28 protein-coding genes and 1 other annotated feature are annotated in these 26,201 nt (G+C 49.3%); of the genes, 9 read left to right on the top strand and 19 right to left on the bottom strand.

Annotated features, from left to right (window positions below; translation table 11 throughout):
- Positions 1 to 39 precede the first annotated feature (39 nt).
- Positions 40 to 267, bottom strand: coding sequence for an alpha/beta-type small acid-soluble spore protein (locus EXW96_RS10870; RefSeq protein WP_054817650.1), 228 nt, complete (start codon positions 265 to 267; stop codon positions 40 to 42).
- 151 nt (positions 268 to 418) lie between these two features.
- Between EXW96_RS10870 and EXW96_RS10875 the strand changes: the two genes are divergently transcribed.
- Entirely contained in the window at positions 419 to 595 is a 177-nt protein-coding gene (locus EXW96_RS10875; RefSeq protein WP_171005951.1) for a DUF5325 family protein, read from the top strand.
- A 54-nt stretch (positions 596 to 649) separates the two neighbouring features.
- On the opposite strand, the gene trpS is transcribed toward EXW96_RS10875, so the two are convergent.
- Positions 650 to 1,639 (bottom strand): tryptophan--tRNA ligase, encoded by a 990-nt coding sequence (gene trpS / locus EXW96_RS10880; protein WP_074727996.1) that lies wholly within the window; start codon positions 1,637 to 1,639, stop codon positions 650 to 652.
- A gap of 65 nt (positions 1,640 to 1,704) precedes the next feature.
- Positions 1,705 to 1,989, bottom strand: a binding site (T-box leader).
- 174 nt (positions 1,990 to 2,163) lie between these two features.
- Here trpS and EXW96_RS10885 point away from each other — a divergent pair.
- The gene (locus EXW96_RS10885) at positions 2,164 to 3,198 is read left to right on the top strand and encodes a permease (RefSeq protein ID WP_074728121.1); all 1,035 of its coding nucleotides are present in this window, start codon (positions 2,164 to 2,166) and stop codon (positions 3,196 to 3,198) included.
- Between the two features lie 30 nt (positions 3,199 to 3,228).
- Positions 3,229 to 4,191: a TIGR03943 family putative permease subunit gene (locus EXW96_RS10890; protein WP_174350541.1), complete on the top strand. Its 963-nt coding sequence runs from the start codon at positions 3,229 to 3,231 to the stop codon at positions 4,189 to 4,191.
- A gap of 104 nt (positions 4,192 to 4,295) precedes the next feature.
- Here the strand turns inward: EXW96_RS10890 and EXW96_RS10895 are convergent, their stop codons facing one another.
- On the bottom strand, positions 4,296 to 4,808 hold the full coding sequence (locus EXW96_RS10895) for a hypothetical protein (RefSeq protein ID WP_137670662.1): 513 nt from the start codon (positions 4,806 to 4,808) through the stop codon (positions 4,296 to 4,298).
- A gap of 98 nt (positions 4,809 to 4,906) precedes the next feature.
- Between EXW96_RS10895 and EXW96_RS10900 the strand changes: the two genes are divergently transcribed.
- Complete coding sequence (locus EXW96_RS10900) at positions 4,907 to 5,134, top strand: alpha/beta-type small acid-soluble spore protein (protein WP_054817624.1); 228 nt, start codon at positions 4,907 to 4,909, stop codon at positions 5,132 to 5,134.
- A gap of 171 nt (positions 5,135 to 5,305) precedes the next feature.
- On the opposite strand, the gene EXW96_RS10905 is transcribed toward EXW96_RS10900, so the two are convergent.
- From EXW96_RS10905 to EXW96_RS10965, 13 genes are all read right to left on the bottom strand, one after another.
- Entirely contained in the window at positions 5,306 to 5,674 is a 369-nt protein-coding gene (locus EXW96_RS10905; RefSeq protein ID WP_054817623.1) for a hypothetical protein, read from the bottom strand.
- A 143-nt stretch (positions 5,675 to 5,817) separates the two neighbouring features.
- Complete coding sequence (locus tag EXW96_RS10910; RefSeq protein ID WP_054817649.1) at positions 5,818 to 6,210, bottom strand: VOC family protein; 393 nt, start codon at positions 6,208 to 6,210, stop codon at positions 5,818 to 5,820.
- A 145-nt stretch (positions 6,211 to 6,355) separates the two neighbouring features.
- Positions 6,356 to 7,861, bottom strand: a complete 1,506-nt coding sequence (locus EXW96_RS10915) for a tripartite tricarboxylate transporter permease (protein ID WP_062406440.1) — start codon at positions 7,859 to 7,861, stop codon at positions 6,356 to 6,358.
- Between the two features lie 12 nt (positions 7,862 to 7,873).
- On the bottom strand, positions 7,874 to 8,329 hold the full coding sequence (locus EXW96_RS10920) for a tripartite tricarboxylate transporter TctB family protein (RefSeq protein WP_054817622.1): 456 nt from the start codon (positions 8,327 to 8,329) through the stop codon (positions 7,874 to 7,876).
- Between the two features lie 42 nt (positions 8,330 to 8,371).
- Positions 8,372 to 9,532, bottom strand: a complete 1,161-nt coding sequence (locus EXW96_RS10925) for a mandelate racemase/muconate lactonizing enzyme family protein (RefSeq protein WP_062406439.1) — start codon at positions 9,530 to 9,532, stop codon at positions 8,372 to 8,374.
- A 65-nt stretch (positions 9,533 to 9,597) separates the two neighbouring features.
- Complete coding sequence (locus EXW96_RS10930; RefSeq protein ID WP_062406437.1) at positions 9,598 to 10,638, bottom strand: tripartite tricarboxylate transporter substrate binding protein; 1,041 nt, start codon at positions 10,636 to 10,638, stop codon at positions 9,598 to 9,600.
- A 28-nt stretch (positions 10,639 to 10,666) separates the two neighbouring features.
- Positions 10,667 to 11,548: a fumarylacetoacetate hydrolase family protein gene (locus EXW96_RS10935; protein WP_174350542.1), complete on the bottom strand. Its 882-nt coding sequence runs from the start codon at positions 11,546 to 11,548 to the stop codon at positions 10,667 to 10,669.
- Between the two features lie 16 nt (positions 11,549 to 11,564).
- A complete protein-coding gene (locus EXW96_RS10940) occupies positions 11,565 to 12,767 on the bottom strand; it encodes a UxaA family hydrolase (protein ID WP_174350543.1) in 1,203 nt (400 codons plus the stop codon).
- Positions 12,767 to 13,078 carry a UxaA family hydrolase gene (locus EXW96_RS10945; RefSeq protein WP_174350544.1) on the bottom strand — a complete coding sequence of 104 codons (312 nt, stop codon included), beginning with the start codon at positions 13,076 to 13,078 and terminating at the stop codon, positions 12,767 to 12,769. The genes EXW96_RS10940 and EXW96_RS10945 overlap by 1 nt, the downstream gene beginning before the upstream one ends.
- Position 13,079: 1 nt before the next feature.
- Positions 13,080 to 14,135, bottom strand: a complete 1,056-nt coding sequence (locus EXW96_RS10950) for an Ldh family oxidoreductase (protein ID WP_174350545.1) — start codon at positions 14,133 to 14,135, stop codon at positions 13,080 to 13,082.
- 10 nt (positions 14,136 to 14,145) lie between these two features.
- Entirely contained in the window at positions 14,146 to 15,285 is a 1,140-nt protein-coding gene (locus EXW96_RS10955) for a mandelate racemase/muconate lactonizing enzyme family protein (protein ID WP_174350546.1), read from the bottom strand.
- 243 nt (positions 15,286 to 15,528) lie between these two features.
- On the bottom strand, positions 15,529 to 16,185 hold the full coding sequence (locus EXW96_RS10960; protein WP_054817612.1) for a GntR family transcriptional regulator: 657 nt from the start codon (positions 16,183 to 16,185) through the stop codon (positions 15,529 to 15,531).
- A 266-nt stretch (positions 16,186 to 16,451) separates the two neighbouring features.
- Positions 16,452 to 18,242, bottom strand: a complete 1,791-nt coding sequence (locus EXW96_RS10965) for a M3 family oligoendopeptidase (RefSeq protein WP_174350547.1) — start codon at positions 18,240 to 18,242, stop codon at positions 16,452 to 16,454.
- Positions 18,243 to 18,403: 161 nt separating this feature from the next.
- Here EXW96_RS10965 and EXW96_RS10970 point away from each other — a divergent pair, with 161 nt between their 5' ends.
- Positions 18,404 to 18,595: a YycC family protein gene (locus EXW96_RS10970; protein ID WP_054817611.1), complete on the top strand. Its 192-nt coding sequence runs from the start codon at positions 18,404 to 18,406 to the stop codon at positions 18,593 to 18,595.
- Between the two features lie 3 nt (positions 18,596 to 18,598).
- Positions 18,599 to 18,838 carry a hypothetical protein gene (locus EXW96_RS10975; RefSeq protein ID WP_174350548.1) on the top strand — a complete coding sequence of 80 codons (240 nt, stop codon included), beginning with the start codon at positions 18,599 to 18,601 and terminating at the stop codon, positions 18,836 to 18,838.
- Positions 18,839 to 18,933: 95 nt separating this feature from the next.
- Here EXW96_RS10975 and EXW96_RS10980 read toward each other — a convergent pair whose 3' ends face one another.
- Complete coding sequence (locus EXW96_RS10980) at positions 18,934 to 19,635, bottom strand: DUF2225 domain-containing protein (protein WP_174350549.1); 702 nt, start codon at positions 19,633 to 19,635, stop codon at positions 18,934 to 18,936.
- 17 nt (positions 19,636 to 19,652) lie between these two features.
- Positions 19,653 to 20,027 carry a globin domain-containing protein gene (locus EXW96_RS10985; protein WP_062406423.1) on the bottom strand — a complete coding sequence of 125 codons (375 nt, stop codon included), beginning with the start codon at positions 20,025 to 20,027 and terminating at the stop codon, positions 19,653 to 19,655.
- Between the two features lie 413 nt (positions 20,028 to 20,440).
- Between EXW96_RS10985 and ylbJ the strand changes: the two genes are divergently transcribed.
- Together ylbJ and glgP are read left to right on the top strand one after the other, a co-directional pair.
- Entirely contained in the window at positions 20,441 to 21,691 is a 1,251-nt protein-coding gene (gene ylbJ / locus EXW96_RS10990; RefSeq protein WP_254611339.1) for a sporulation integral membrane protein YlbJ, read from the top strand.
- Between the two features lie 80 nt (positions 21,692 to 21,771).
- Complete coding sequence (glgP, locus tag EXW96_RS10995; protein WP_074728006.1) at positions 21,772 to 24,345, top strand: alpha-glucan family phosphorylase; 2,574 nt, start codon at positions 21,772 to 21,774, stop codon at positions 24,343 to 24,345.
- A 55-nt stretch (positions 24,346 to 24,400) separates the two neighbouring features.
- Here the strand turns inward: glgP and corA are convergent, their stop codons facing one another.
- A complete protein-coding gene (gene corA, locus EXW96_RS11000) occupies positions 24,401 to 25,351 on the bottom strand; it encodes a magnesium/cobalt transporter CorA (RefSeq protein ID WP_062406417.1) in 951 nt (316 codons plus the stop codon).
- A gap of 168 nt (positions 25,352 to 25,519) precedes the next feature.
- On the opposite strand from corA, the gene EXW96_RS11005 reads away from it, so the two are divergent.
- The gene (locus EXW96_RS11005) at positions 25,520 to 26,200 is read left to right on the top strand and encodes a PilZ domain-containing protein (RefSeq protein WP_054817609.1); all 681 of its coding nucleotides are present in this window, start codon (positions 25,520 to 25,522) and stop codon (positions 26,198 to 26,200) included.
- The last annotated feature ends 1 nt before the right edge of the window (position 26,201 follow it).

A 26,201-nucleotide genomic window follows, 5' to 3' on the forward strand; every position in this document is an offset into this window, starting at 1 on the left:
GATTTCTCCTTGAGCTTATATTGATGAAGCTTCTCACTATTAGCGAGCTTGGCCGCCAGCAATGGCTTGCTCGGCGATTTGCACCAGGCGGCGAGTGATGTGGCCACCGATTGCGCCGGTGTCGCGAGTTGCCATATAACCGTAGTAACCGTCTTGAGGAATTTGGATGCCTAATTCTTGGGCTACCTCATACTTTAATTGATCCAATGCCTGAGAAGCTTGTGGCACTACCAAAGCGTTGCTGCTGCGGGATTGTCCTGCGCCCATGTTCAGCACTCCTTTCAATTGAATGATTTCTTTGATGTAATTTTGCAAGCTTGCAAGCTTATTATGTGTTACAGCTTTAGAACTATACGCATCTTTTGAAAAAAACTTTTTAAGTTTCAAATGTTGTTGCGAAAGGCAGGTGTTATGCGTTATGAGTAAAGGGCTCGCATTGTTTTTTGCAATCGTCGGGACGGCCCTGCTGGCGGCCATCAGCTACTTTATGTCGGCGGGAAGACCCTGGATGGCGGTTCTTTTTGCGTTCATTTCATTAGCGTTTATCGGCTCGGGATTTGTAGTAAAAGCAAAGCAGAGAAAATCAAAAGAATAGGAGCCTGCCGGCGGACAAAAACCGTCGTCCGGACAGACTCCTTTATCCAAAAAACTACAGCACCACAAATCCCATTTTTTCTTTGACCTGACGAAGTACCCGGTTTGCTTGCACTTCGGCCTTCTCCTTGCCTTGACGCAAGACCTCATACAGCTCGCCGGATCCTCTGATTTCGGCGTACCGCCGCTGAATCGGCTCAAGCACCGCGACAACGGCTTCGGCTAAATCTTTTTTGAACGGCCCGTAGCCTTGTCCCTCGTACTGCGCTTCGATTTCACTGATCGATTTGCCAGCGCACTGCGAATAAATGCTGATCAGGTTGCTTACTTCCGGCTTGTTTTGCGGGTCGAATTTTACCTCGCGCCCTGAGTCGGTGACGGCACGGCTGATTTTTTTGCGGATCACATCAGGAGCGTCCAGCATGGCGATATAGCTGCCTGCATTCGGATTGCTCTTGCTCATCTTCCTGGAAGCATCGTCAAGTGACATAATGCGCGCTCCCACCTCCGGAATGTAAGGCTTGGGTATGGTGAACGTCTCCCCATAGCGGCCGTTAAATCGTTGGGCCAGATCACGGGTTAGCTCCAAGTGCTGCTTTTGATCGTCACCTACCGGCACCAGATCCGCGTTGTACAGCAAAATATCGGCGGCCATCAGCGACGGATACGTGAACAAGCCCGCGCCCACGGATTCCTTGCCCGCAGATTTGTCTTTGAACTGCGTCATGCGCTCCAGTTCGCCCATATACGTGAGCGTCGTCATCAGCCATCCGAGCTCGGCATGAGCGGTCACCGTCGACTGAAGAAATACCGTCGCCTGCTTAGGATCGATCCCTGCCGCCAAATAAAGCGCCGCGACCGCCTCCGTCTGCTCCTTGAGCGCGGCCGGGTCCTGCGGTACCGTTACGGCATGCAAATCCACCACCATAAAATAACATTCGTGCGAATGCTGAAGCTTGACATAGTTTTGAAGCGCGCCGATATAATTCCCCAGCGTCAGCTGGCCGCTCGGCTGCATCCCTGAAAGTACTCTTAGTTTGGACATGTTTCGTTTGCCTCCCTTTCATTATGCGACCTCATTCCATTGACAATACAAAAAGGCCTTCCGCCGCAAGGGACGAAAGACCGTGGTGCCACCCTAATTCGCTCGACCAGCCATCCGGTATAATAACGCAGGCATAGGACGAGCCTTGATCTCCTGTAACGGGGAGAAGCCGGAACGGCATACAGGTGTACCGGATGCATAGCCATGACTGCCCCGACAGGGGTTCTCCAGCGCACGTTCAACCGTCAGCTCAAGGATCCATTCGTACGGCCGCCGCCCGCCGGTTCACACCTCCCACCGGCTCTCTGGAGGGCTTGACTCCGTCTACTTGTTCCCGTCATCGCTTATTAGAGGTCATTGTACCTAACCGCCATTCCTCTGTCAACCGTAACTCCCAAATTCTTGTCCTATATACGTCTTCTCCGGCATACGATATAATAATTATTACGAAATACAAGGAGACATGACCCGTGCAAACGATTATCACCCGATGGATAACCAACATCCTTGCTGTTCTGTGCATCATGATGCTGTTTCTTATTTATACCCAAAAACAACCCCCCGATCTGTCTTTCATTACAGCCGACAGCATACAAAATTTCAAAACGCTCTTCATCAGCATCATACTCGAGGCGCTGCCTTTCGTTCTCCTTGGGGTCTTCGTCGCGGCCCTGCTTCAGATGTTCGTCTCGGAGCAAACGATCCGCCGCTTGACTCCGAAAAACCCGGTGCTTGGCGTCATCTTCGCCTGCGTAATGGGCATCATCTTCCCGCTGTGCGAATGCGGCATGATCCCGGTCATCCGCCGTCTGGTCCTTAAGGGGATGCCGGTTTACATAGCCGTTGTGTTCATTCTGGCGGGTCCGATCATTAATCCCGTCGTGTACGCTTCGACCTTCATGGCGTTTCGCAGCCGGCCGGAAATCGCTTATTCGCGGATGGCGCTGGCTTTTATTGTGGCCGCGACCATCGGACTGATCATTTACCGTTTTGTCAAGAGCAATCCCATGCGCGGATTCTCCAGCGCTCCGACAGCTCGCGATCACAAGCATGACCATTCCCATGAACACATACATACTCATGAGGACAGTCATCATCACAGTCACGGCCATGAGCACCACCACGCGCACGGGCATGGCCAAAGCCAGACCGGCCGCATGTTTGCCATTCTGGGGCATGCATCCGACGAGTTCTTCGACATGGGCAAATATCTGATTTTCGGCGCGTTTCTCACGGCCGTTATCCAAACCTTTATGTCCAGGGAAAGCCTTGTCACGATCGGAGAAGGAGCCGTCAGCTCCCATCTTTTTATGATGGCGCTTGGTTATGTCCTGTCGCTTTGTTCGACCTCCGACGCTTTTGTGGCCTCGTCCTTTACAACGACCTTTCAGGCCGGATCCCTTCTTACGTTCCTTGTCTTTGGACCGATGCTCGACGTGAAAGGAACGCTTATGCTGTTGTCCGCCTTCAGAGCCAAATTCGTGGCTCTGCTCTCGATATTAATCGTTATTGTCGTACTCGCCGCTTCGCTTTTATTTGAGCGTATCTTTTTCCTATAGCTGCCAATACAGAAACAAGGGGTGTGCGCTGTGAATTCTCGTGTGCTTAGCCTGCATCATCTGGTAAAAGCGGTCATTTTATTAGGTTTCGCCGTCTATATTGCCTATCTCGTCAAAACAGACCTGATCCTGCTGTACATCGCGCCGCGCATGGTCGGCTATGTCAAATGGTCCGCGATCGCATTTTACGCCGTTGCCGCTTATCAATTGTATCGGGGAATAAAAGCCTTTCGCGGGCCGGCGGCGGCCTCCTGCGATTGCGGCCACGACCACCTTCCGTCCCGCTCGCTCTTCAAAAACGCGATCATTTACGGACTGTTTGCTTTCCCTCTGCTGATCGGGTTTCTCCTCCCTGATACAACGCTTGGCAGCAGCCTGGCCGCCAAGAAGGGGATGAACCTGAGCAGCTCGAGCTCCGTCAAAAAGGACGGTCTTGCCTTGGGCAGCGCCTCCGGAGCCGACAGCAGCGAAGCGGATTCCGGTGAGACGAAGACAGAAGACCCCGGCCCCGGCGATTCCGGTACGGTTTCCGGAACTGCAGCGTCGGAAAACGAGATGTTCCCGTCCGACAAATTTACGGAGCAGTATGCCAACTATGCGAAAAAGCTGTATCAGGAAGAGCTGATCCAGGTCAGGGAAGAATTTTTCATTGAAACGTTGACGTCCGTGGATCTGTATCTCGACCGGTTTATCGGCAAGAAGCTGGAAATGACCGGATTTGTCTACCGTCAGGAAGAAATGAAAAACAACCAATTCGTAGTCGGGCGCTTCTCTATTCAATGCTGTTCGGCCGATGCCGCCCCGTTCGGGGTGCTGGCGGAATACGACCGGGCGGCTGCGCTTGCCGACGACAGTTGGGTTACGGTAACAGGGACGATCGGCAAAACCACATTCAACGACATCGAGATTATGGTATTGAAGGTGGAGAAGGTAGCCAAAGCGGAGCCGTCGAAAAATCCTTACGTGTATCCGAACTTCGATTTTGGGGCTTAAGCCCGGAAAATCACTCTGACATAGCACCCAAGTAAAAAAGGGCTCCCCAACCCCCCCGATTCATGGGGTGGTTGGGGAGCCTCGCTTTTTACGCTTGAGGAATATTATGATGCCGATCCATTCCGGGCCAGCGGCTCCAACCGCTGAAGAAGGCTTTTTACGGTTTCCACGGTATCTTTGTAATACGGCCGGTAGCCGTCCAAATCTTTCGTAAAGCGGAGAAACTCCAAACCGATGGCACGAACCTGGCTTACATATTCCGCTTTATCCACCACATAGCCGGCCAGCTTGCGAGGGGGCATATCCTGCCGCTCCTCCACCTCCGTCAGTTCCAATTCATTCTCAGGAAGATGACGGACAATGAAGGAATACGCCCGGCACTCCGGATCGCCGCAGCCGCAGACGAAAAAAGGCACCTGATGCCAGCGCTCCGCATCCGTCCAGCGATTGGGCTCAACGTCCTCATGCATACTTAACAGCAGGGCCGGCAGGCCCACATCCACACAAAGCGGCTCCTCGATCAATATTTCCCCATCGATTTCCATCCGCACATCCGCCTGAATGATCTGTAAATCGGCGTCAAACGACCAGCCGCTGTAAACCAAATGAAAACTCATCTATTCCATCAACCCCCATATGGTGACATTTACCAATTTTTCTTTTGGGTATTATTTTTACCTTGGAACATACTACCTAATGAACGGAGGTGAGATCGATGGGCGCAGGACAATCCCGCAGCAGCAACACTTTAGTAGTTCCTCAAGCTTCTCAGGCTTTGGACCAATTGAAGTATGAAGTTGCTCAAGAGTTGGGCATTCAAATTCCTCAAGACGGGTACTATGGCTTCATGGCAACTCGTGACACCGGAGCAATTGGGGGCCACATCACACGTCGTCTGGTTCAAATTGCCGAGCAGCAGCTTGCAGGCAAATTCACAAGATAATGACTACCCGAATACTTATCAATGGCGGCTCCAGGACGGGGTCGTCTTTTTTCGCTTCATTCTATTATAACGGAAATCTGAATATAAAGAACAGGCCTCCGGGAACGCCGGAAGCCTGTTCTTTATAACGAATAATGGGTTAAAAAAAATATAAAGTCCTGAATCTTAGTCCTACCGCTTCGAGCCGTTATACAAGCTTGCCATATTATAATTCGATTCGAAGATGACGCTTGTACACAACAAATTTTGGCGCATAGCAAACTCAAATTGAATTTCCCCATGCGTCCAGCACTTTAGCTTTAACGATTCTAACGCGGTTTGGCGAAAAGAATGCTGGTGGGTTTCCGACAGTCCGCGTTCGTTTTTCTTCAGTTCCGTCCCCTTCGTTTCCAAAGGAAAATGGCGAATTCCGAATTTACCGATCATGTTATTCCGAATTTGGACGAATACTGTCCCAGAGGTGAGCTGCGCGAGTTCCTCCTTCAACTCGCGGAAAACCAAGTCCAGCTGTCGGGCCAAAGGCAGCTGCTCCAACATCACATTCCTCCTTTCTTTTGAATTAATGGTATATTATGTATTTCTGAGACTGTAGACCTATTATAGGATATTTTAACTATTTATTCAACAGAATTTTACAAAAATTTGATAAAAAATACAGGTACCTCAGTTCCTGTCATAAATCGTCAATCGATATCGCAGATATCGCTATTCAGCTCGATAATGTTTCGGTCCGGATCCAATATGAAGATTTGCGGAAACCCGGCTCTGGGATGCGGCCTGGCGTCGTATTCGATGCCACAGGATTCCAGCCAGGCCAGCGCTTCCTTATAGCTCTTCACCCTCAAAGCCAAATGACCGTCCCGCGTATCGATCCCGCTCTTCCTGATCGTTTCTCCCGGATGAACAATCAAATGCAGCTGCTGACCGCCGCTGCCGACGGCAAACCATGCTCCGGCAAAATCAAACGGAGGACGCTCCAGCTCCTCGAGCCCCAGCACCTCTTTATAGAATGCTTTGGCCCGCTCCAAATCCGTGACGCACAGGCTGACGTGATGTATCGAGTGAATGGACAGCATGTTTTTGCTTTGCCCCCTTTTTTCTTACCGGATATCACTACTATATTTAAAATCTTATTTAATGACAACACTTCTTTCTTCCGAGTCCGGCCATAATAAATGGGACAGTCCACCTAAAGGTAAACTGCCCCATTTATCCAACACTTTACATTTCTACATCACTGGCTAGTATGGTTCTTCTTTTCTTTAAAGCGCTTACTATAGAGATAATCATAATTACAAGCGCAATACCAAATAAAGTACCTGCGATCGGACGTAAAAAGATTTCAAGCATATTTCCGTTAAAAATTCTTAGCGATTGCAATAAAGAAGTTTCCATCAGCCTACCCAAAACAAATGTTAAGATAATGGGTGCCATGGGGACGTCCAATTTTTTCAGCAAATAACCAACGATTCCAAAAACGAACATGACGCCCACACCCCAAAGACTGTTGGTAACAGTATACGACCCCAAAATGGAAATCGCCAAAATAATGGGATACAGCAATTTCTCAGGCACCATCGCGATTTTTGCCCAAAATCCTGCCATGGGTAAATTCATGATCAGCAACAATAGGTTGCCAATAAACATACTCGCAATAATAGCCCAAACAAAATCCGGTTTTTCATGGAATAAAGCCGGCCCCGGTGTAAGTCCATGCATAATAAAGGCCCCTAGTATAATTGCGATCGTTGGAGAACTAGGAATACCCAAGGTGAATAATGGAATAAGGGCTGCGCCACTATAAGAATTATTCGCTGTTTCAGGACCCGCTACCCCTTCAATAGCGCCATTGCCAAACCGGGAAGGGTCTTTGGCAACCTTCTTCTCAACAGAATACGACAGAATGGCTGGAATAACCGAATTGGTTCCTGGAATCAAACCGATCAAAAATCCGATTCCCGTTCCCCTGCTGATTGATTTTAGCGTAGGACTCCATTCACCTTTTCGTGGCAAAATACCTTTAACTTTATATGGTTTTTGGTTTTGGGAAAGCCTCTCCATGCCGAATAAGATTTCGGAAAGCCCAAACAATCCCATCGCAACACATACAAGATCTAAGCCATTAAGAAGATAGGGTTCACCAAAGGTAAACCGATCCGATCCGGAAACCGGATCGATTCCGATTAAGGATAGACTCAATCCGATAAAAGCCGCAATGACTCCCTTGATTAAAGATTTTCCCATTAAACCTACGACGGTAACTAATCCCAATACCATAAGAGCGAAAAATTCCGGCGGACCGAACCTTAGGGCAAATTGTGCCAATGGAGGCCCTATAAAAACAAGCCCTAAAATAGAAATGGTCCCCCCGATAAATGAACCAATGCCTGCCACACCCAAAGCCACGCCTGCTCTCCCTTGTTTGGCCAGGGGATATCCATCAAGACATGTAATGACTGAAGCAGCTTCACCCGGTGTATTGATTAAGACAGAGGTTACTGTACCTCCATACATAGAACCATAATAAATACCGGATAGCATGATAATGGCCGGTACGGGATCCATGCCAAAGGTTAGAGGAATCAGCAAAGCGGTTGCCGTTGTAGGGCCAAGTCCGGGCAGTACGCCCACTAGCATTCCCACGGTAACTCCTACAAAACAATAGATCAGGTTCCACCAGGTAAGCGCCGCCCCAAAACCGTTCATTAATTGCACAAATGAGTCCATTGCGCTCCTCCCTTACCAACCAAAAATATTAACAGGTAATGGAACTTCCATCAATGTAACAAACACTACAAACAATACAACGGAGGTGGTCAAGGAAATGCCCAAAGCTAAATTCCATTTGTATTGGCGGACTAGCACCAAAAATAATAAAACGGTACAGCCGATAACAAAGCCGGTTGTATTCACAATTAGCATAAATATAAGAATCGAAACCGGCACAGACAAAACATTCTTCAAATCTTTCCCCTTCGGGAAAATATCTTTAAACAAGATGACTTCCTTTCGTAAAGAAAGCCAAATATATCCTAAAGCTAGAATGATGAGTACTCCATTTAGCCATATTGGAAAGAACCCCGGTCCCGGCCCATACGCTGTGTAATAACGAAGGGACAGAGATTCCACAAACAATACTCCTGCATAAATCAAAAGGACAAGTCCTCCCCAAACGCCTGCATTTTGCGCTTTCACATCATCACATCCTCTTGAAAAATACTCCCTGATGCTGTCTGCTTAGAGATTATAAACATAACAGGCGCCTGGGAGACCCGGATATTTACTTAATGCCTCTTCGTCCAGCTCGAGTCCAAGCCCCGGCCGATCATTAGGTTCAATATAACCATCTTTGACAATCAGCGGTGACTTGATCATTTCATCTCGAAAAGGATTCACGAGCGCTAAATCAGCTTCATAAATCAAAGCGTTGGGAATAGCGCACAGCAAATGGATATTCGCTGCCGTACTTAACATACTTTGGCTTGTATGAGGAGCCATCGGCAAATGCCACGCTGCCGCCATGTCCGAGATCTTCTTCACTTCTGTAATTCCACCGGCTTTTGTACAGTCAGCTTGCACGATATCGATGGTCCCGGCTTGTAACAGTTCTCGGAATTGATATTTGGTGTAGTGATTTTCTCCTGCAGCAATAGGAATTCGGGTACTCTTTCTTAATTCATGGTACGCTTGGATATTATCAGGTGTAAATGGTTCCTCAAGCCAATAAACATGATTCTCCTCACAAAACTTTACAACCTCTGGCACATCCAATATGTGATATCGCGTAGCAGCATCAACGGCTATATCCAGTTGGGGACCAAATGTTTTGCGTATATGAGAAACACGTTCCGCATCTTTCTTCGGATTTTGGCCCACACGCAGCTTAATCGCGGTATACCCCTGTTCAACATATTTTTGCACTTCTTTTTCCAGGGATTCAAGAGGTTGATAGCCTAAACTGAGTCCGCCTGCATAAGCTCTGATCTTACGCCGTTCACCGCCTAACAGACGATAAACAGGCTGCTGCAGCATTTTTCCTTTGATGTCCCAAAGCGCTATGTCGATACCGCTCATCGCGATGGCCACGGCCGTACCAGCTCCATGAGTAGCTACTTGATGACGATAAATTTTTTCCCAGATTCCCTCTGTGTTAAAAGGCGATTCTCCTATCAAAATAGGGGCTAAACTGCTTCGAATGAGTTCCGCAATTGATGTAGGGCTTAGAGCATGATGAGCCTCGCCGTATCCGATTGTTCCATCACTGCAGGTGATTTTCACGAGGACCAAATCCCTCTTCACCATATTGCCTACCCCGAATCGAAGAGCTATATCATCAAACCTACAAGAAAAAACCATGGCCGTCACTTGTTCGATAACATTGTTTTTGGTCGATGACATTATAAAGGACTCCTTTTATTATTTATGATTTTGGATCACCCTTACTCTCATGTCTCTACAACGCCCTATGGTTTGAATATTTTGGAAAAGGCTTCCGACAATGCTTTTATAAGCGTATCTACTTCTTTATCCAGTTCACTACCCGTTTTCTTTGGGGTGATAAATCCCCCTTCGTGAGCGAACTTCTGGTATGCGTCAGATTGTATGGCTTTATTAAATAATTCCGTTAAACGTTCGCGTATTGCAGGATCCATACCAGCAGGTCCGACGATAAAGCTAATTTGTTTCACGGCACCGGAAGTAAATAAATCGTATCCGCTCTCTTTAAAGGTTGGCACATCAGGCAAACTGTCAATTCGTTTTTCAGCATTAATTGCAATCGCTTTCAGATTACCGTCTTTAATTTGTGACATGCTTTCACTCGGTTTGAGTACAGCTACATCCACATGCCCACCCAAGAGTTGTGTAATAACCAATGCTCCTCCGTCAAAAGGAACATGCTGGAACTGTACATTGGTACTACTGCCTAACATTGCTGCAACAGCGTGGTTTACGTTGTTTGTCCCCGGTGTCGCTACCTTGACTTGATTTGGCTTCGTCTTCATATACTCAACCAATTCTTTCATATTGTTCCAAGGGGCGTCCGCTTTGGAGACCAATACAAGAGGATCTTCCGATATTAAAGCAATATTCGTTAATTTGTCCGATTTCAAAGAAGCTTGTCCAAGAGCAATAACGCTCAAAGTGGAGCTCGTATGCACACCTAAGGTGTATCCGTCAGGCTTGGAAGTCGCTACCTCTGTAATCCCGACAACGCCGTTCCCGCCGGGAGCGTTTTTAACAACCACGCTAATATCCAGTTCATCCTTGAAGATCGCTTGAAGCTTCCGGGCCATTAAATCATTGCCGCCCCCGGCGTTCCAAGGTACAACGATGGTAATGTCCTTTTGAGGGAATTTGTTTCCCTCCTGACTGTTTTTCCCCTTGTCATTTGGAACTGCAGCAGTTTGACCGCCTGTACTCTGAGAATTTTGGCCACAGGCTACCAGCACTAACATACAAATGATACAGAGCGCAGATAATAAATTCCGTTGATTAAACCGCATTGACAAACTCCTCCTTATGGTTTCATATTTATGATCTGATGATATTGGTCAAAGTGCCTAACCCTTCCACGGTAACGGCTACAACATCTCCAGGCTGCACAAATGCCGGTGGGTCGAATTGCAATGCTGTCCCTGCCGGTGTACCCGTAGCAATGACGTCTCCAGGCTCGAGAGTAAGAAATGAAGAGAAATATTCGATGATTTCCGGTATTTTAAATATAAGCCGCGACGTATTGGAGTTTTGCCTGACGATGCCGTTAACTTCCGTCTTTATGGCGAGCGCGCCAGGATCGGCAATCTCTTCTTTAGTAACCAAGAAGGGGCCCATAGGACAAAACGTATCAAGATTTTTACCCCGCATAAGCTGAACGTCTTCTTTGATATAATCGTTTGCTGTAAAGTCGTTGACGATCAGGTATCCGGCAACATGATCCCAAGCATCGGCGGAAGCAACATGTTTTCCGGTCTTACCGATAACAACACCCAGTTCTCCTTCATAAGTAACCTTTCTCTCCAGAGGAACATGTACCGCATCATTCGGACCGACAACGGTGCTATGTGCCTTCATAAATACTTTAAGCGCTGTTGGGGTGTCGAGTTTTCCTCGTACACAAAAATCTTGATAGTTCAAAGCGACTCCAAGGATTTTCCCAGGGCGCGGAATAGGAGCAGTAAGCTTTATGTCGTTTAAAGATCGATACCACGGCCCCGCATGTTTCCCGGCAGCGTCTATAACCCTTTGAACCTTCTCCAACCCTTCCGGATCTTCAAGAATATGAATAATGCTTTCAAATGAAAGGGGGATTCCCAAATCGTTTGAGGCCATCCTTATATCGATTACACTGGAGTTATCCTTAAGCACGCCAATATGATGCTTGTTGTCTCTAGTACCAAACGTAACCAACTTCATGTTGAAACCTCCATCATTAAAATACCGGCCCCAAGAAGTAAGGTTCTAAAGGATCTGTATAGCGGATAGTCTCACCCTTGGTGAGTTCTCCGGAGGCGATGCTTTGTATTTTTTGAAATAATGCTTCTCCTGACGCTTCAATCGTCGATTCACCTGTGATAATGGCGCCCGACGAAAAATCAATACTACGCCATGCTTTACTTGCCGTACGAGGGTTACCTGTGATCATCATGAGCGGAGCCACAACCCCCGTATTCGTAGCCAGCATAGGCGGATCATACGATGGAAGATCTTCACCTCCTAGCTGATAAATAGTAAGCTGGCAGCCTGCTGCGGCGAGGCTCATAGGCAGCGAGAAGGAAGACATCCAGCCATCCATAAAATGCAGACCCTTTTTAGTCGAACGTGCCGCATATTCCAGCACCTCCTGGATAGGCATCGTTCCCGTTTTTTGTATGGCTCCCAATGACTTTTCCTCGATTGTGCTAAGACCGGCTTCAATGTTTGACGGCAAAGGGTTAATCGTACGGATATCTTCCCCGGTAGATCTTGCCGCTTCCTCCACCTCATTTACCATTTCAAGCAGTCGTTTGGCATCACGCTCGTTTACACAGCGTTCAGCAACATCGAGTTCCGCGCCAATGATTTCCACCGTTTCTGAAAATATAGCCGTGCCGCCGGAGGCAATGAGAAGATCCGCAGCTTTACCAAAAGAGGGGTTACCGCTTATTCCGCTTGTCGCATCCGATAATCCGCACTTCACACCGATCGCGAGTTTTCCGATGGGGACAGCCTCCCGTTTAACCATCGAAGCTCCATGGACAAAACGGCGAGCCAAGTCAATTCCATCCTCGACAAGACGTTCAAGACCTCCTGATTTTTCAACCGTCAGCACTTCAACCGGTTTACCGCTTTTGGCGATTTCGTGAGCAATGGTATACGGCTCCAATTCTGCGTAACCGAAGTTTTTCCTTGCTCCGAGTACAATGGTCGCGAAAACGTTTGCATTTTTTGCTAATCCAATGTAAAGTCTGCTGAGTCTTTCGCGATCTTTTTTGTGTCGGCCATTTTCTCCACCCGTCATGATGGTCTTCGTGCCGGCAACATACTGTGTTATCCGGGTTGCCGCAATATTAACAAGACGGCTGGATGGGATAACAAGGACGTAGTTGCGAATCCCTGCCTCGTCCCCCGGACGAACAAATCCTAGAAACTCCATTACCGCTCACCTCCGGCAGCTTGTAAATCTCCGCGTCCGCGAAGTCCTTCAATATTATGCACCCCAACAAGACCACCTATCTTAATAGGGGCTGTTGATCGTCCGATCGGTCGGCCGTATTTTGTAATAATGTCACCTTTATTTATTTCCTGCAGTGCGATTTTATGACCAAATGGGATATCTTCTATGGTTGTAATGGTGAAAAACGGCTGATTTGACGGAGGCTGAACGGTTATAGTTAGGCTCCCTTGGCAATCAATTACGGCAACGGCAACATTATCTTTTTCATGCAGTTGTAACGCTTGAAACACGTTATGCCCCTCCTTCATCTGGCTTTAATGGATTTATGCCTAGTTCCTGGGCAACTTGATTCATTTTTTCAAGAATGGACGGACTCATCGGAATGCCTTTGACTTTTCGTTCCTCCGCGATCTCGCTTGAGTTTTCCCCGGGAAGATATATCCTTTGGTATCCTTCGGCAAGCTCTGAACCAAGGACCATTCCAATCAATTGCTCCATCTTTGCATTCACTTGTTCTATTCCGAAAGGTGAGATATCGATGGCGAACATAAAAGCCCCGACACCAGACGGATTTAGTATTTTATCATACATGCTGTGAAGGTTGGTTCCTATGTTCGCTCCGGTAAGAACGCCTGAAAAAATCTCGGCAAATAGTGCGAGTCCATAACCTTTTGGTCCGCCGACTGGAAGTTGAGAGCCTTCCAAAGCTTCCTTTGGACTTGTCGTTGGCTTGCCGTTTTTATCAAGTGCCCATCCTTCCGGTATACTTTCACCCCGTTCAGCAGCAAGCAATATTTTCCCTTTGGCCACAACCGATGTTGCCATATCGATAACGATAACCTTACCATCTGGGGTCGGAGCGCTAAAACAGATCGGATTCGTGCCTAAAATTGGCTCGCTTCCGCCCCATGGGGGCATATTAGGCGGTGAATTGGTCGTTACAAAACCGACTAGTCCCGCACGTGCCAACATTTTTGCATAATACGAGCATGTTCCAATATGGTTAGTATTTTTGATCCCGGCTGCACCGACAAAATGCGTTTTGGCATGGGAAATCACCTCATTTACCGCCATAAAAGCAGCTGGCTGACCCCACCCATTATTACCGTTAATCAATGAAACCGCACCTTTTCTCCATTCAAGCGCCGGTTTTCCGGAAGCATCCAACACACCCTCCCGAGCAATTCGGATGTATGGAGGAATTCTTAACGCGCCATGAGTTTCAAGGCCATGAAGATCGGCATCAATAAGCGCATCGGAGGTAATTTCGGCATCTTCTGACGAGGTTCCTACAGCCCTAAGAAGACTAGCGTAAAAATTTCTTAAGACTTGAGCCTTAATGATCATAAGCGGCCTCCTACGCAATCCGGTAGCGGTTAATGATGTCTTCATTGATTGTAAAACCAAGCCCAGGTCCTTCAGGGACGCTGACATACCCTTTATCATGTACTACAGGTTCATTGACCAGGTGATCTCTAAACGGATTTTCAGTTTGCTCATATTCCATCCACATGGGCACAGGACGCCACGTATGAGGAGCTGGAGGCAAGGCGGCCATAACATGCAGAGCTGCATGCAGACCTACGGCCGAACCCCATACATGCGGGATCACGCTAATACCGAATGCCTCTGCAATATGAGCTATTTTCTTGGTCTCTGTTATGCCTCCAGCACAACAAACGTCAGGCTGAATAATATCCATGGCGCGTTTTTCGATTATTTCTTTAAACGCATAACGAGTAAATGCATTTTCCCCACCAGCCAACGGAATACAAAGCTTGCTTCGAAGATCGCTATAGGCATTTAAATCGTGTGGAGAAACAGGCTCTTCAAACCACGCAAGACCCATTTGTTCGAATTCCTTACCAAGAAGAAGAGCGTTCGTGAGATTATAGCCATGATTGGCATCGACCATGAGTTCAATTTCTTCACTAAGTGCCTTTCGTACCCGTTCGACACGTTTGATCTCTTCCTTTGGAGGAAGGGCAATCTTCATTTTGATGCCGGTAAAACCTTGTTCTTGATAAGCCAGTGCTTCTTCAATCGACGGGGTTGTAAAGTCTCCCTCCTCCGACATAAAGTATAATCCCGTGGCATAGGCCCGGAAGCTTTTGCGGTGAGCTCCACCCAAAAGCTCATATACCGGACGCTTCAGCGCTTTACCCATAATGTCCCAGAGCGCAATATCAATTGCGCTGATTCCTGCAACACCGAAGCCTTGCGGATCGTAATCCTCTACCCGTTGATACATTTTTTCCCATAAAATATCCGTATCAAACGGGTTGCCCCCCACGACGGTCGGTGCTAGCAACGTATCGACAACTGATTTTGTTATCTCGGCGGGACCATAGGCTTCACCCCAACCTTCAATGCCCTCGTCCGTCGTGACTTTCACCAGCATGGCGTTTTTGGTCTTATACCACCAGCCCCTTGCCGAAGTAAAAGGCTTGTCCATTTTGGTCCTCAGAATATAAGTCGATACTTCTGTAATTTTCATTTCCATACCTCTTTCCATTAGTGTAGTCACTTTTACTGGTGGAAATAGCCACCCATCTTAAGTTCACGCGTGATAAAAGCACCCTGTGGTTGCTTACCACCCCCTTCAGTTACTAAACAATAAAAATTCAATTTGTTGAAATTTAAATATGTAAGAAATTAGAAAAATAAAGCGGTTTCATTTTCTCGTATTGGTTTGGCCATCATTCATCCTGAGTAAAAGGTTTAATGAAGATTAAACCTTTTACTCATTATTCTCTTGTTGGACCAATCGGATGATTTTATGATAGACATCTCTTGTATGATCCCTCATTAATTTCTCTACTAAGTCTGCGTTTTTATCGTTGAGTGCGTCGACAATTTCTTTGTGCTCCCGGATGGAATTTTCAATATCCTGCAGACTGCTGAAAAAGGCCGGATATCGTGTAGAGAAATCCCATAATTCACTGATCATCGTAAATAGACGCTGATTATTGGCATGTTGGTATATACAATCGTGAAAGGCGCGATTAAACTCCCCATACCCTTGTAAATCCTGATTGTGTAAAAAGTTCTTTGAATCTTCTATCATTTGATACAGTGTTTTAATATGTGAATTGGAAAGATGATCCACTGCCAATCGTGATGCCAAGCTTTCCAGATTGATTCTGATTTCAAAAATTTGGCGTATATCGTCTTCCGACATACTGCTTACTGTCGCACCTGAATGTGGGGTTATGGACACATACCCTTCATGTGCAAGTGTTTGGATCGCTTCTCTTACAGGGATCTCGCTCACGTCAAATTGTTTGGCCAAATTAGAAATAATTAATCTTGTGCCGGGACGAAGGACTCCTTTGATGATTTTATCCTGTAAACTTAAATAAACTTTTTCCCTCTTGGTTCTGTATGTTTGGGCCATTGTGCTCTCCTCATAGCTTTTTTACAAATATAAAAATCATATATAATTTTAAAAATAATATATTATTTATGAGAATAATATATCACACACTTGTCCATACAACAATATATTTTTTTGTAAAATCATATATTTTTTTAACAGCGGTATAACGACTCCCCTCCATCAACCCCTTCATTGACGATGGATAACATAACGCCAAAGAAGCAGAACCCTCAACCTGCTGGTTCTGCTTCTTTGTGTACATAGATAACCCTTGGAAATTCCCCCTACTCAGTCAACCGCAGAAATTCCTGCACATCGGCGACGGAGAGGTCCATGGCCTGCTGCCAGAAGTCCGGCTTCCGCAGATCAACGCCAAGGTGCTTATGCGCCAATTCTTCAACGGTCATGCGGCCGGTATCGCGGAGAAGTGCTACATATTGGTCCTCAAAAGCGGCTCCGCGGCGGAGCGCTTCCGCATACAGGCCGGTGCTGAACATATAACCGAACGTGTATGGGAAATTGTAGAAAGGCACTTCCGTAATATAAAAATGCAGTTTTGACGCCCAGAAGTGCGGGTGGTATTGGTCCAGCGCATCACGGAATGCCGTTTTTTGCGCCGAAAGCATCAGCTCGTTCAGGCGGTCCGTGCCGACAAGCCCTTTGCGCCGTTCTTCATAGAACGCGGTTTCGAACAGAAAACGCGCATGAATGTTCATATAAAATGCGACGGAACGCTGAATCTTGTCTTCGAGCAGGGTCAGCCGCGCTTCTTCCGTCTCTGCCGCTTTTACCGCCGCATCGGACACGACCATCTCTGCGAACGTAGACGCCGTCTCCGCCACGTTCATGGCGTATTCCTGGGCCAACGCGGGCAAATCGTTCATCACATGCTGATGATAACCGTGACCCAGCTCATGGGCCAGCGTCGACACGTTCGATGCCGTACCCGCATAAGTCATAAAAATGCGCGTCTCCTTATGGATCGGGAACGAGGTGCAAAATCCGCCGGGCCGTTTGCCTGGACGGTCCTCCGCTTCAATCCACCCGTTCTCGAATGCCTTGACGGCAAAATCGGCCATTTTCGGACTAAAGCGGTGGAACTGCTCCACAATCAGCTGTGCGCCCTCATCATAGCTATAATGGATGCTTCCCTGCCCGACCGGTGCGTCGACATCGTGCCAGCTCAGCTTCCGAACGCCGAACAGCTTCGCTTTCCGTTCCAGATAGCGGACAAAAACGTCTTTGCCGCCTTCTATAACCCCCCACATCGCATCCAGCGTTTCTTTCGACATCCGGTTAATGGCGAGAGGCTCTTTAAGAATCGAGTCCCAGCCGCGGCGCTCGTACAGCTTGATGCGGAAGCCTCCCAGATGGTTGAGCGCATCGGCGCAGTAATCGGCATGCTCCGCCCATCTTTCCTCCCAGCTATGGAAAAGCCTCTCCCTGACGGCGCGGTCCGGGCTGTGCATCTTATTGGCGGCTTGGCCTGCAGACAGCTCGACGACGGCGCCGTTCTCCTCGAACGGTACACGGAACTTGCTGACGGTCGTATTGTACAGCTCCCCCCAGCCATGATATCCGTCGACGGCCAATTCGTTAACCAATGCTTCCTGCTCCGGCGGAAGCTTTTCTGCCGCCAATGCCCTACGCTCCTCAAGAGGATAGGCAATACCCTGAAGCTCCGGGTGCTGCAGCAGCGCTTTCCACTCCACGCTCCCGATTCGGGTCAACAGGTCGTCGAACCGTGTACTGGCGGAAGCATAGGCAGCACCGATAGTTCTGACCTGTCCCGCCAGAATAACCGCCTGCTTGTCGTTCTGATTTTCCGCAGCCAAACAAGCTGTGAATGAATCCGCCTCGCGGATTTTAAGCAGAGCCTTTTGCAGCAGCCCGGCTACTGACGGCAGCGATGCTGCCAAATTCGACGCCTGGCCGGACGCCAGCCTGCCGAGCTCCTGCTCCAAGGCGGCAATATCCGCACGAAGCCCTTCCAAAAACTGCACAAAAGCCTGAGAATGGCTTCCTCCCTCAAAAAAACGATTCAAGTCCCATGTTTGTGGCAATGGACTCCGCATAGGGCAACACCTCACCTTTCGTATTTTATGTATTCCTTTCCATTAAACCATAATTCAGGCTCAGGCCCAAATGTGCGAATGCCCTATTTTTCAGTTGAATTGCAGGCCGCGAATATGATTAAATGGAGTCTAAAGATCTTTAGACTGGAGGGTGCCGCTGTATGAGACCACTTCCCATTTCTCCGGAGACTGCCCAGAGACTGGCCAAGGAACTGAACGTTCCGATCGAGCATTTAATGCATATGCCCCAACACATTTTGATGCAAAAGCTGGCTGAGCTGGCCAAGAAAAAACCGGACGAATCCGCAGCAAAGAACGATGCGCCGGAATCCGGCCGTCCGACCTCGGAGTAGCCCATGATTCCATTTGCCCATACCTGGCCTTATGATCGGATCGGACAAGACGTATATGTACAAAGCTGCCCCTTCTGCCAGGCCCCCAACGTGCTGCTGAAACTCAAAGCGAAAGACCTGGCGGAACTTCGGGAAGGGGTAAAAAAACTGCTCGTCTTCCCGTGCTGCCGAAACAAATTGACTCTGGTTGATGCCGACCAGGACTACCTGCTGGCGGACCGCCCGCTTCGCCGAAACAGCTGAACCGCATTCCCGCTTTTCTTGCGAGGGAAAAGAATAAAAAGCTTAAAGCTCCGACAGACCAGGGTCATGCGGGAGCTTTAAGCTTTTTCGGGCCTCTATTTTTCCTGAACTTCTTCGATATCGAACTCCACCTGATCCGCCAGCATGTTCTCACGGGTAACCGCCCACTGCTCACGGCAGGCATGAATCATCGCCGCATCCATAATACTCTTGTCGTTAATGACGCGGCCAAACCACTTCACAGCCTCCTGATAATTTTTCAAACGCCGGTTTAGTTCCCCCAACAAGTACATCAGCCGGGCGTTATTCATCTCTCCCGTTTCCGTCTCGAATGCGCGGGTATATTCCGCAAGCGCATATTGAAGAAACCGCTTCTCCTGCTCTTCGTCACCCTTCTCGCGATACAGCCAAACGATGTGGTGCAGCAGCCCTGCGGTTACTCTTCCCTGTTCACCCACCGTTTGAGCGCAAAGAAGGGCAAGCTTGAAGCTGTATAAAGCTTCACTCCATGTTCGAACGCCGCCGTAATCCTTGTAGCTCCATTGTGCGGCCACCTTCTCTTGGAACGCCTTTTTTTGGGCGGGCGACAACCGGTCCTTCGAGTTCTCCGTGCTGGCGAAGCCGCATTGGGGACAGATCCGGACCACGTAAAAATTCGGATTGATGTCTTTATAGCGTACGCCAAAATCCGTATCCGTGCCGGCTGCCTTCTTAAAGCTCGGCCGGACGCGAGAAGTATGAAAATGCGTTTCACAATGGGGACAAGCCACTTTCACTTGAAATAACGGTTCGACCATGGATAAATACCCTTCCTTCAATTACTTGAGCTGTTGATAAAATGAAAAGCGGGCCCCTTCAGCCTCTCCAGCACGGCCATCTGCAGATCCGGTTCCCATCCGGTTTCCTGAAGCGCTTTTTTCATGCAGCCGAGCCAGGCTTCAGCCCGCTCGGGCGTAATGGGAAAGGCCATGTGCCTTGCCCGCATCATCGGATGTCCATATTGTTCGGAAAACAACGGAGGTCCTCCGAAAAACTGCGTCAAAAACATATATTGCTTCTCCATCACCGGAGCAATATCTTCCGGAAACAAAGGGGCAAGCAGCGGATGCTCCTGAACCTTCGGATAGAACGCCTCCACCAGCTTCCGGATCCCATCCGCCCCTCCCATCGCTTCATAGAACTCGGACATCAGCGAACGCCTCCCCGTAATCAATAAACTGCGCAATCCTGCAAGGACGCGAACCGTAATCCATGTAGCAAAAAAAGATGCTAATGCATAAGCCTTAGCATCGGATACTGGCCAAAACCCTATACATATGGACATGGGTACATGCTATACATCCTCTTCACCGGAAGACATCAGCGATTCCCTTATGACGAAAACAAAAGCGCATACGAGAATTCCAGCAATTACACCCGACATAAGGATCACTCCTATTCTCATATAGGTACTATTGTACCATAGGATGCCGTACAATTCAGCACCTTATATCCGCTTTCTTGAACATTTCCGAAAATTCAGTATAACGGGCGGGCATGTCTCCACACACCCCTTCATATATCAGAATGACAAGCTTTTTACAGAACAGGAGGTGGGGACCGATGCGTACCAAAGGCTCTTTGATGATCGCGGCGGCGCTTCTCGCCGCTATGCTTGCCTGCTTGATGCTGGCTTTTCCGGCCGAATCCTTTCATGCGTCGCTAAGGGGCATAGCCATTTGGTGGGATGTGCTGTTCCCGGCGCTGTTTCCTTTCTTCGTCATTTCCGAAATCATGCTCGGTGTAGGCATGGTTCATTTTTTCGGCACCCTTTTGGATCCGTTGATGCAGCCTCTGTTCCGCGTGCCGGGCATCGGCGGCTTTGTGATGGCGATGGGCTTTGCCTCCGGTTATCCGATCGGAGCACGACTGACCTCCCAGCTGTGGGAACAGCGGCTTGTCAACCGGGAGGAAGGTGAACGGCTCGTAGCCTTCACGACGTCGTCCGATCCGATTTTCCTGATCGGTGCCGTATCGGTCGGCTTCTTTCACAATGCGGCGCTGGCAACCGTACTTGCCGCCGCGCATTACGGCTCCGCCATTCTGATCGGCCTGCTGATGCGGTTTCACGGCAAGCCTTCATCGGGTAATCCAAGTCAGTCGAGCGCTTTAAGTGCGGGATATTCCGTTCAGAAGTCCCGGACCGGTATTTTGCGCCGTGCCTTTGAGGCCATGCATCACGCCCGGCTCATGGACGGACGCTCTTTGGGAGTCATGCTGCAGCAGGCGATCTACTCCGGGTTAAAGCTTATGTTTGTCGTCGGCGGTCTGGTCGTTTTTTTCTCCGTCGTCATGGAGGTGATGACTTCATCTCATGTAATGGTCTTCTTTTATGCCGCGATCGACTCCGTGCTTCAATTATTCGGCATGCCCCCGACCCTTTCCCAGGCTGTCGTCAATGGATTTTTCGAGGTGACCCTGGGCGCCAAATCGGCCGGGGCCGCAGAAAACATCCCGTTGATGTTCCAAACCGCCATCGCCGCATGGGTTTTATCTTGGGCAGGTCTTTCCGTTCACGCACAAATTGTCAGTATCCTGCATCATACCGACCTTCGCTACATACCTTTTATCGTTGCCCGGTTTATCCACGGCCTGATGGCCGCCGTGCTTGTAATTGTGCTTTGGAAGCCGCTGGGGCCGGACCGCGCGAACCTGACCGCCTTTATCCCCTTACCTGATGTTACGCGTCCCTTGACTACGCTGCTGCAGCACACGCTGCCTGCCGCGGCTCTGACGTTCACCTCGGTACTGGGCCTTCTGCTTCTGCTGTCTTTTGGTTGCTTCATAGGAAAACGATTCATAAAGAGAATGTAATCATTAGAAACCGGAGGAACACCGAAGCCCGGGCTGCTTGATCTGTTGAATTTGTGAAAATTTTGGTTAGAGGTGAAACCATGCATACCAAGTTTCATTCGAAAAGCATTGAACTGCCTCCCGCCATCAACCGATTGTCGGAGTTGGCCTGCAACGTATGGTTCAGTTGGAATGACAGCGCCAAGTCGCTGTTCTCTGCGATTGATCCGGAGCTGTGGGAGCATTCCGGACACAATCCTGTCCGCTTGCTGATGGAGGTCCAAAGGCCCGTGCTCGATGCGCTCGCGCATAATGGTGAATTTCTGAACAAGTACGGGACGGTGATGGAACAATACGACCATTATTTCCGTACCCCCACATGGTTCGAGCAGCGCTGCCCCGAATATGCGCAAAAGACCATCGCTTATTTTTCGGCCGAATTCGGCTTCTGCGAATCCCTGCCGATTTATTCGGGCGGTCTTGGTATACTGGCGGGCGATCACTGCAAATCGGCCAGCGATCTCGGCGTTCCTCTTGTGGGCATCGGACTCTTATATAAAAAGGGCTATTTCCGTCAAAAATTCGATGCCCAGGGCAGACAGCTTGCCGAGAGCGCCGCCTGCCATGTCAGCCGGCTGCCTATCGTTCCGGCCTTGGCGCCGGTTCAGTCCAATCCCCCTGCCGAACGGACGCCGGAGGAACTCTATGTGTCCTTGCCTATGGCGGACCGCACCGTGCGGCTGAAAGTATGGCAGGTTCAGGTGGGCCGGGTGCCTGTCTTTTTGCTTGATGCGGATTTGGAGGACAACAGCTCCTGGGACCGGGAGCTGACCTCGCAATTATACGGCGGCAACCAGGATGTCCGCATCGCGCAGGAGATTCTGCTTGGCGTAGGCGGCGTGAAGGCGCTGAGAGCTCTGGGCATAGCTGCGGGTACGTATCACATTAACGAAGGCCATGCCGCCTTTTTGTCTTTTGAGCGGTTGAAAGAGCAGCTGGATAACGGGCTGCCGTTCCACGTTGCGCTCGAGGTTGTTCGCGCAAGCACCATTTTTACGACCCATACCCCGGTTCCAGCCGGGCATGACGCTTTCCCCTTACCGATGTTCGAATATTACTTCAGCCGTTTGTTTGCGGAATACCCGCACGCCAAGGCGGCTTTGACGGAGCTCGGATGGGATGTTCACAAGCAATTGTTCAACATGACCTATCTGGCCATGAACACGGCGGCTCTCCGCAATGGCGTCAGCAAGCTGCACGGCCATGTCTCGCGCGATATGTTCCGCGCGTTTCACGGGAACATTGATGTGCATGAAGTGCCGATCGGGCATATTACGAACGGCGTTCACCTCCAGACTTGGCTCGCTCCCGAGCTTAAGGAGCTGTACAGCCGGTTTCTCCCGGAAACATGGATTTCCCGACACACGGACAAGGAGGTATGGAAATCGATCGATTCCATTCCGGAGGAGTCCTTATGGTCGGTCCATCTGACACTGAAAAAACGTTTGTTTGCACACGTACACGCCAACCTCCGCGAGCAGCTGCGCCGAAACGGAATGCCGTCCGAGAAAATAGAGGCGGTTCAAACCTTCTTGTCTCCGGAGGCTCTTACGATCGGGTTCGCAAGACGCTTTGCCACTTACAAACGGGCCACACTGATCTTTACGGATCTGGACCGGCTGAATCGGCTTGTCAATCATCCGGACCGGCCCGTACAGTTCCTGTTTGCGGGAAAAGCGCATCCGGCCGATCACTCCGGCCAAGAGATGATTCGTGAAATTTACAGGGTATCCCGGATGGAATCGTTCCGCGGCAAAATCATTCTTCTCGAAAATTATGATATGAGCTTGGCGCAAAGCCTGATCCAGGGCGTAGACGTCTGGCTCAATAATCCGCGCCGGCCGTACGAAGCGAGCGGCACCAGCGGCCAGAAGGCGGCAATGAACGGGGTCATCAACTTCAGTGTGCCGGATGGCTGGTGGGAGGAAGGGTATGACGGCACGAACGGATGGAGCATCGAAAACCATGATCACGCCGACCCGTGGACTCAAGACCGGGAGAACACGGAATCGATCTATCGGCTGCTGGAGCAGGAGATCGTGCCGCTCTATTATCAGCATGGTCCCCTGCCCGCTCAATGGGTCGCCCGGATGAAGCGCTCCATTCGTACTCTGGCCCCTGTGTACAACACGGACCGCATGGTGATGGATTACGTGAATGAAACCTATATTCCCTCACTGCAGAGAACGCAGCTTTTTGCGGACAATGATTATGCCGAAGCGACCAAGGTGGCCGATTACAAGAAGTTCATTCATCAATCTTGGCACCATGTCCGTGTCCTCGAGGTGAATGATACGCCTCCGCGGACCTTGAACTCTCCCTCGGGGACAACCTCGACGGCTCCGCTCAAAGAAGTTACGGCCACGGTCCGATTCGGCCCCATCTGGTACCAGGATACCGCTATCGAGCTCATCCACTACGAAGAAAGACCCGACGGCTGGCACCAGGTCGTCGTACCTATGGAGCCTGCGCGGCAGCTTGGCGACGGCGCCGTGGTCTACCGCGCCATGATTCCTTCACATTTGAAGCACGGTCCGCATTTCAGCATCCGCGTGCTTCCGGTCAGCGCCAATTTCGCCCGCCGTTTCGAGGTGCCGTTCGTGACTAAGTTTTAAGGTCCAAAGGGCCTTGCTGCAGATGTCCGGTTGAACGCCTGCGCAGGGCCCTTGCTCATTTGAACCATCCCTTCACTTTAAACCACCAAAACATTCCGAGTCCGATCGAGAACATGATGAATAATACGGCGAAATATCCGAAGCTCCACTCCAGCTCAGGCATATAGCGAAAGTTCATCCCGTAAATGCCGGCAATAAACGTTAGCGGCATGAAAATGGTGGTGATGACGGTCAGCGTTTTCATAATGGTGTTCATCCGATAAGAGTTGATGGAAATAAAGCTGTCCCTGATGTCCGAAGTCAAATCGCGGTTCGCCTCCACCATATCCGACAGCTTCAACAGATGGTCGTGAATATCTTGAAAATAAGCGGCATGCTGCTTCACGCCTTCGATTTTTTCCGAATAAATAATCCGGTACAGCAAATCGCGCATCGGAAAAATCGTCTTCCTCAGCTTTAGCAGGTCCGATCGGATTTCAAACACCCTGTCCATTACTTTTTCAGACCAAACGCCCCGAGAGCTGTCTTCCAGTTCATTCAGGCTGTCCTCCAGATGATATACGCTTGGAAAATATTGGTCTACAATTTTGTCTATCAGCAGATGGGAAGCGTACACCGGCCCATTCTCCAAATATTTAGGGTCCGACAGCAGCTTGCCGCGGAAATCCTCCAGCTCGGATTGAGGCTTGGAATGGTACGTAACGATATAGTTTCTGCCCAGAAACAGGTCTACCTCGTCTGAATCCAACGTCACGGGATTAATCGTATGCAGAACAAAAAAATGATGATCCTCATAGTGATCAAGCTTGGGTCTTTGCAGAAACTGCATACAATCCTCTATCGCAAGCGGATGAAAGTGGAAAAATGTATCCAATAACGCAGCTTCTTCGCTTGTAGGACAATCAAAATCAACCCAATACCAGCGGATTTCAGGGCTGTGCAATCTTTCCAGCTCCAAATCCTGCTCGATCGCAGATTGGTGAGTGACGGCAAACGTATGAATCATCGGATCAGCTCCTCTCAAGGCATCCTTTCCATATCATAACATAATCGCAGAGGACTCATACCGTAGCCGCCTGCGGTCTTGGCATTGTTTTCTTTTCCATTATTGATTATGATGTAGTTACACAGATACAAAAGGGGTGTCGAAAACCATTTCCGGTAGGTGTCGCATATGCATTGGAACCAAGCATTGGCATGCGGGACGGTCGTTATCCCTGCAAGCTGCCGCCTCATCATTGTCGGCGAAACCAAGGAGGGCCTGCCCTTTTGCTATGAGGACAGCTTCACACTCTCGAAAGCGGACGGCGAGCAAATGACCGTCACTCTGGAAACGATGGCGATCCACCCTTTGGAGAAGCTGCATCATGTGTATTTCATCGAATTTTCATTTTTTAAGCGGGGGATTCTGTATTATGCCCTCGTTGACCTGCTCCATTTGGAAACGAAACGATGCCTTTGTACATTGACGCTTACAGCTCCGCCGCAGCTTCTTAAAGCAGAGCAGCGCCAATATAAGCGAATCGTGCCTCAGGTGCGTACACCGTTAACCTGTCGGATTATAGGCGTGCGGGGGCAGAGAACGCATCAGGGAAATGCATTTTTTACCGGGCAAATCCTGGATCTGTCCGCGGGCGGCGTGTCATTCATGACCTCGACCCGTCTATTTTCTCCATTGGAATTGGAGTTATCTTTTGTGCTGCCCGGACTTGCCCAGAAACTCACGCTCCATGCCGAAGTTATTCGTATCGCTCCTTTCGGCAGCGACGCATACCGGGTTGCGGTCAGGTTTAACCAAATGCCGGAAAGCACGGCGATATGGATTGAAGAGTATTGCAGCGCTTCGGACGGCTGAG

It is taken from the genome of Paenibacillus sp. JMULE4 (genome assembly GCF_013337105.1).
GTDB lineage: Bacteria > Bacillota > Bacilli > Paenibacillales > NBRC-103111 > Paenibacillus_G > Paenibacillus_G naphthalenovorans.

Bases quoted from the DNA above. Each gene is read 5' to 3' on its own strand.
- EXW96_RS10870 (WP_054817650.1), bottom strand. From the start codon at position 267: ATGGGCGCAGGACAATCCCGCAGCAGCAACGCTTTGGTAGTGCCACAA.
- EXW96_RS10875 (WP_171005951.1), top strand. From the start codon at position 419: ATGAGTAAAGGGCTCGCATTGTTTTTTGCAATCGTCGGGACGGCCCTG.
- trpS (WP_074727996.1), bottom strand. From the start codon at position 1,639: ATGTCCAAACTAAGAGTACTTTCAGGGATGCAGCCGAGCGGCCAGCTG.
- EXW96_RS10885 (WP_074728121.1), top strand. From the start codon at position 2,164: ATGATGCTGTTTCTTATTTATACCCAAAAACAACCCCCCGATCTGTCT.
- EXW96_RS10895 (WP_137670662.1), bottom strand. From the start codon at position 4,808: ATGAGTTTTCATTTGGTTTACAGCGGCTGGTCGTTTGACGCCGATTTA.
- EXW96_RS10900 (WP_054817624.1), top strand. From the start codon at position 4,907: ATGGGCGCAGGACAATCCCGCAGCAGCAACACTTTAGTAGTTCCTCAA.
- EXW96_RS10910 (WP_054817649.1), bottom strand. From the start codon at position 6,210: ATGCTGTCCATTCACTCGATACATCACGTCAGCCTGTGCGTCACGGAT.
- EXW96_RS10915 (WP_062406440.1), bottom strand. From the start codon at position 7,861: ATGGACTCATTTGTGCAATTAATGAACGGTTTTGGGGCGGCGCTTACC.
- EXW96_RS10925 (WP_062406439.1), bottom strand. From the start codon at position 9,532: ATGTCATCGACCAAAAACAATGTTATCGAACAAGTGACGGCCATGGTT.
- EXW96_RS10930 (WP_062406437.1), bottom strand. From the start codon at position 10,638: ATGCGGTTTAATCAACGGAATTTATTATCTGCGCTCTGTATCATTTGT.
- EXW96_RS10935 (WP_174350542.1), bottom strand. From the start codon at position 11,548: ATGAAGTTGGTTACGTTTGGTACTAGAGACAACAAGCATCATATTGGC.
- EXW96_RS10940 (WP_174350543.1), bottom strand. From the start codon at position 12,767: ATGGAGTTTCTAGGATTTGTTCGTCCGGGGGACGAGGCAGGGATTCGC.
- EXW96_RS10950 (WP_174350545.1), bottom strand. From the start codon at position 14,135: ATGATCATTAAGGCTCAAGTCTTAAGAAATTTTTACGCTAGTCTTCTT.
- EXW96_RS10955 (WP_174350546.1), bottom strand. From the start codon at position 15,285: ATGAAAATTACAGAAGTATCGACTTATATTCTGAGGACCAAAATGGAC.
- EXW96_RS10960 (WP_054817612.1), bottom strand. From the start codon at position 16,185: ATGGCCCAAACATACAGAACCAAGAGGGAAAAAGTTTATTTAAGTTTA.
- EXW96_RS10965 (WP_174350547.1), bottom strand. From the start codon at position 18,242: ATGCGGAGTCCATTGCCACAAACATGGGACTTGAATCGTTTTTTTGAG.
- EXW96_RS10970 (WP_054817611.1), top strand. From the start codon at position 18,404: ATGAGACCACTTCCCATTTCTCCGGAGACTGCCCAGAGACTGGCCAAG.
- EXW96_RS10975 (WP_174350548.1), top strand. From the start codon at position 18,599: ATGATTCCATTTGCCCATACCTGGCCTTATGATCGGATCGGACAAGAC.
- EXW96_RS10980 (WP_174350549.1), bottom strand. From the start codon at position 19,635: ATGGTCGAACCGTTATTTCAAGTGAAAGTGGCTTGTCCCCATTGTGAA.
- EXW96_RS10985 (WP_062406423.1), bottom strand. From the start codon at position 20,027: ATGTCCGAGTTCTATGAAGCGATGGGAGGGGCGGATGGGATCCGGAAG.
- ylbJ (WP_254611339.1), top strand. From the start codon at position 20,441: ATGCGTACCAAAGGCTCTTTGATGATCGCGGCGGCGCTTCTCGCCGCT.
- glgP (WP_074728006.1), top strand. From the start codon at position 21,772: ATGCATACCAAGTTTCATTCGAAAAGCATTGAACTGCCTCCCGCCATC.
- corA (WP_062406417.1), bottom strand. From the start codon at position 25,351: ATGATTCATACGTTTGCCGTCACTCACCAATCTGCGATCGAGCAGGAT.
- EXW96_RS11005 (WP_054817609.1), top strand. From the start codon at position 25,520: ATGCATTGGAACCAAGCATTGGCATGCGGGACGGTCGTTATCCCTGCA.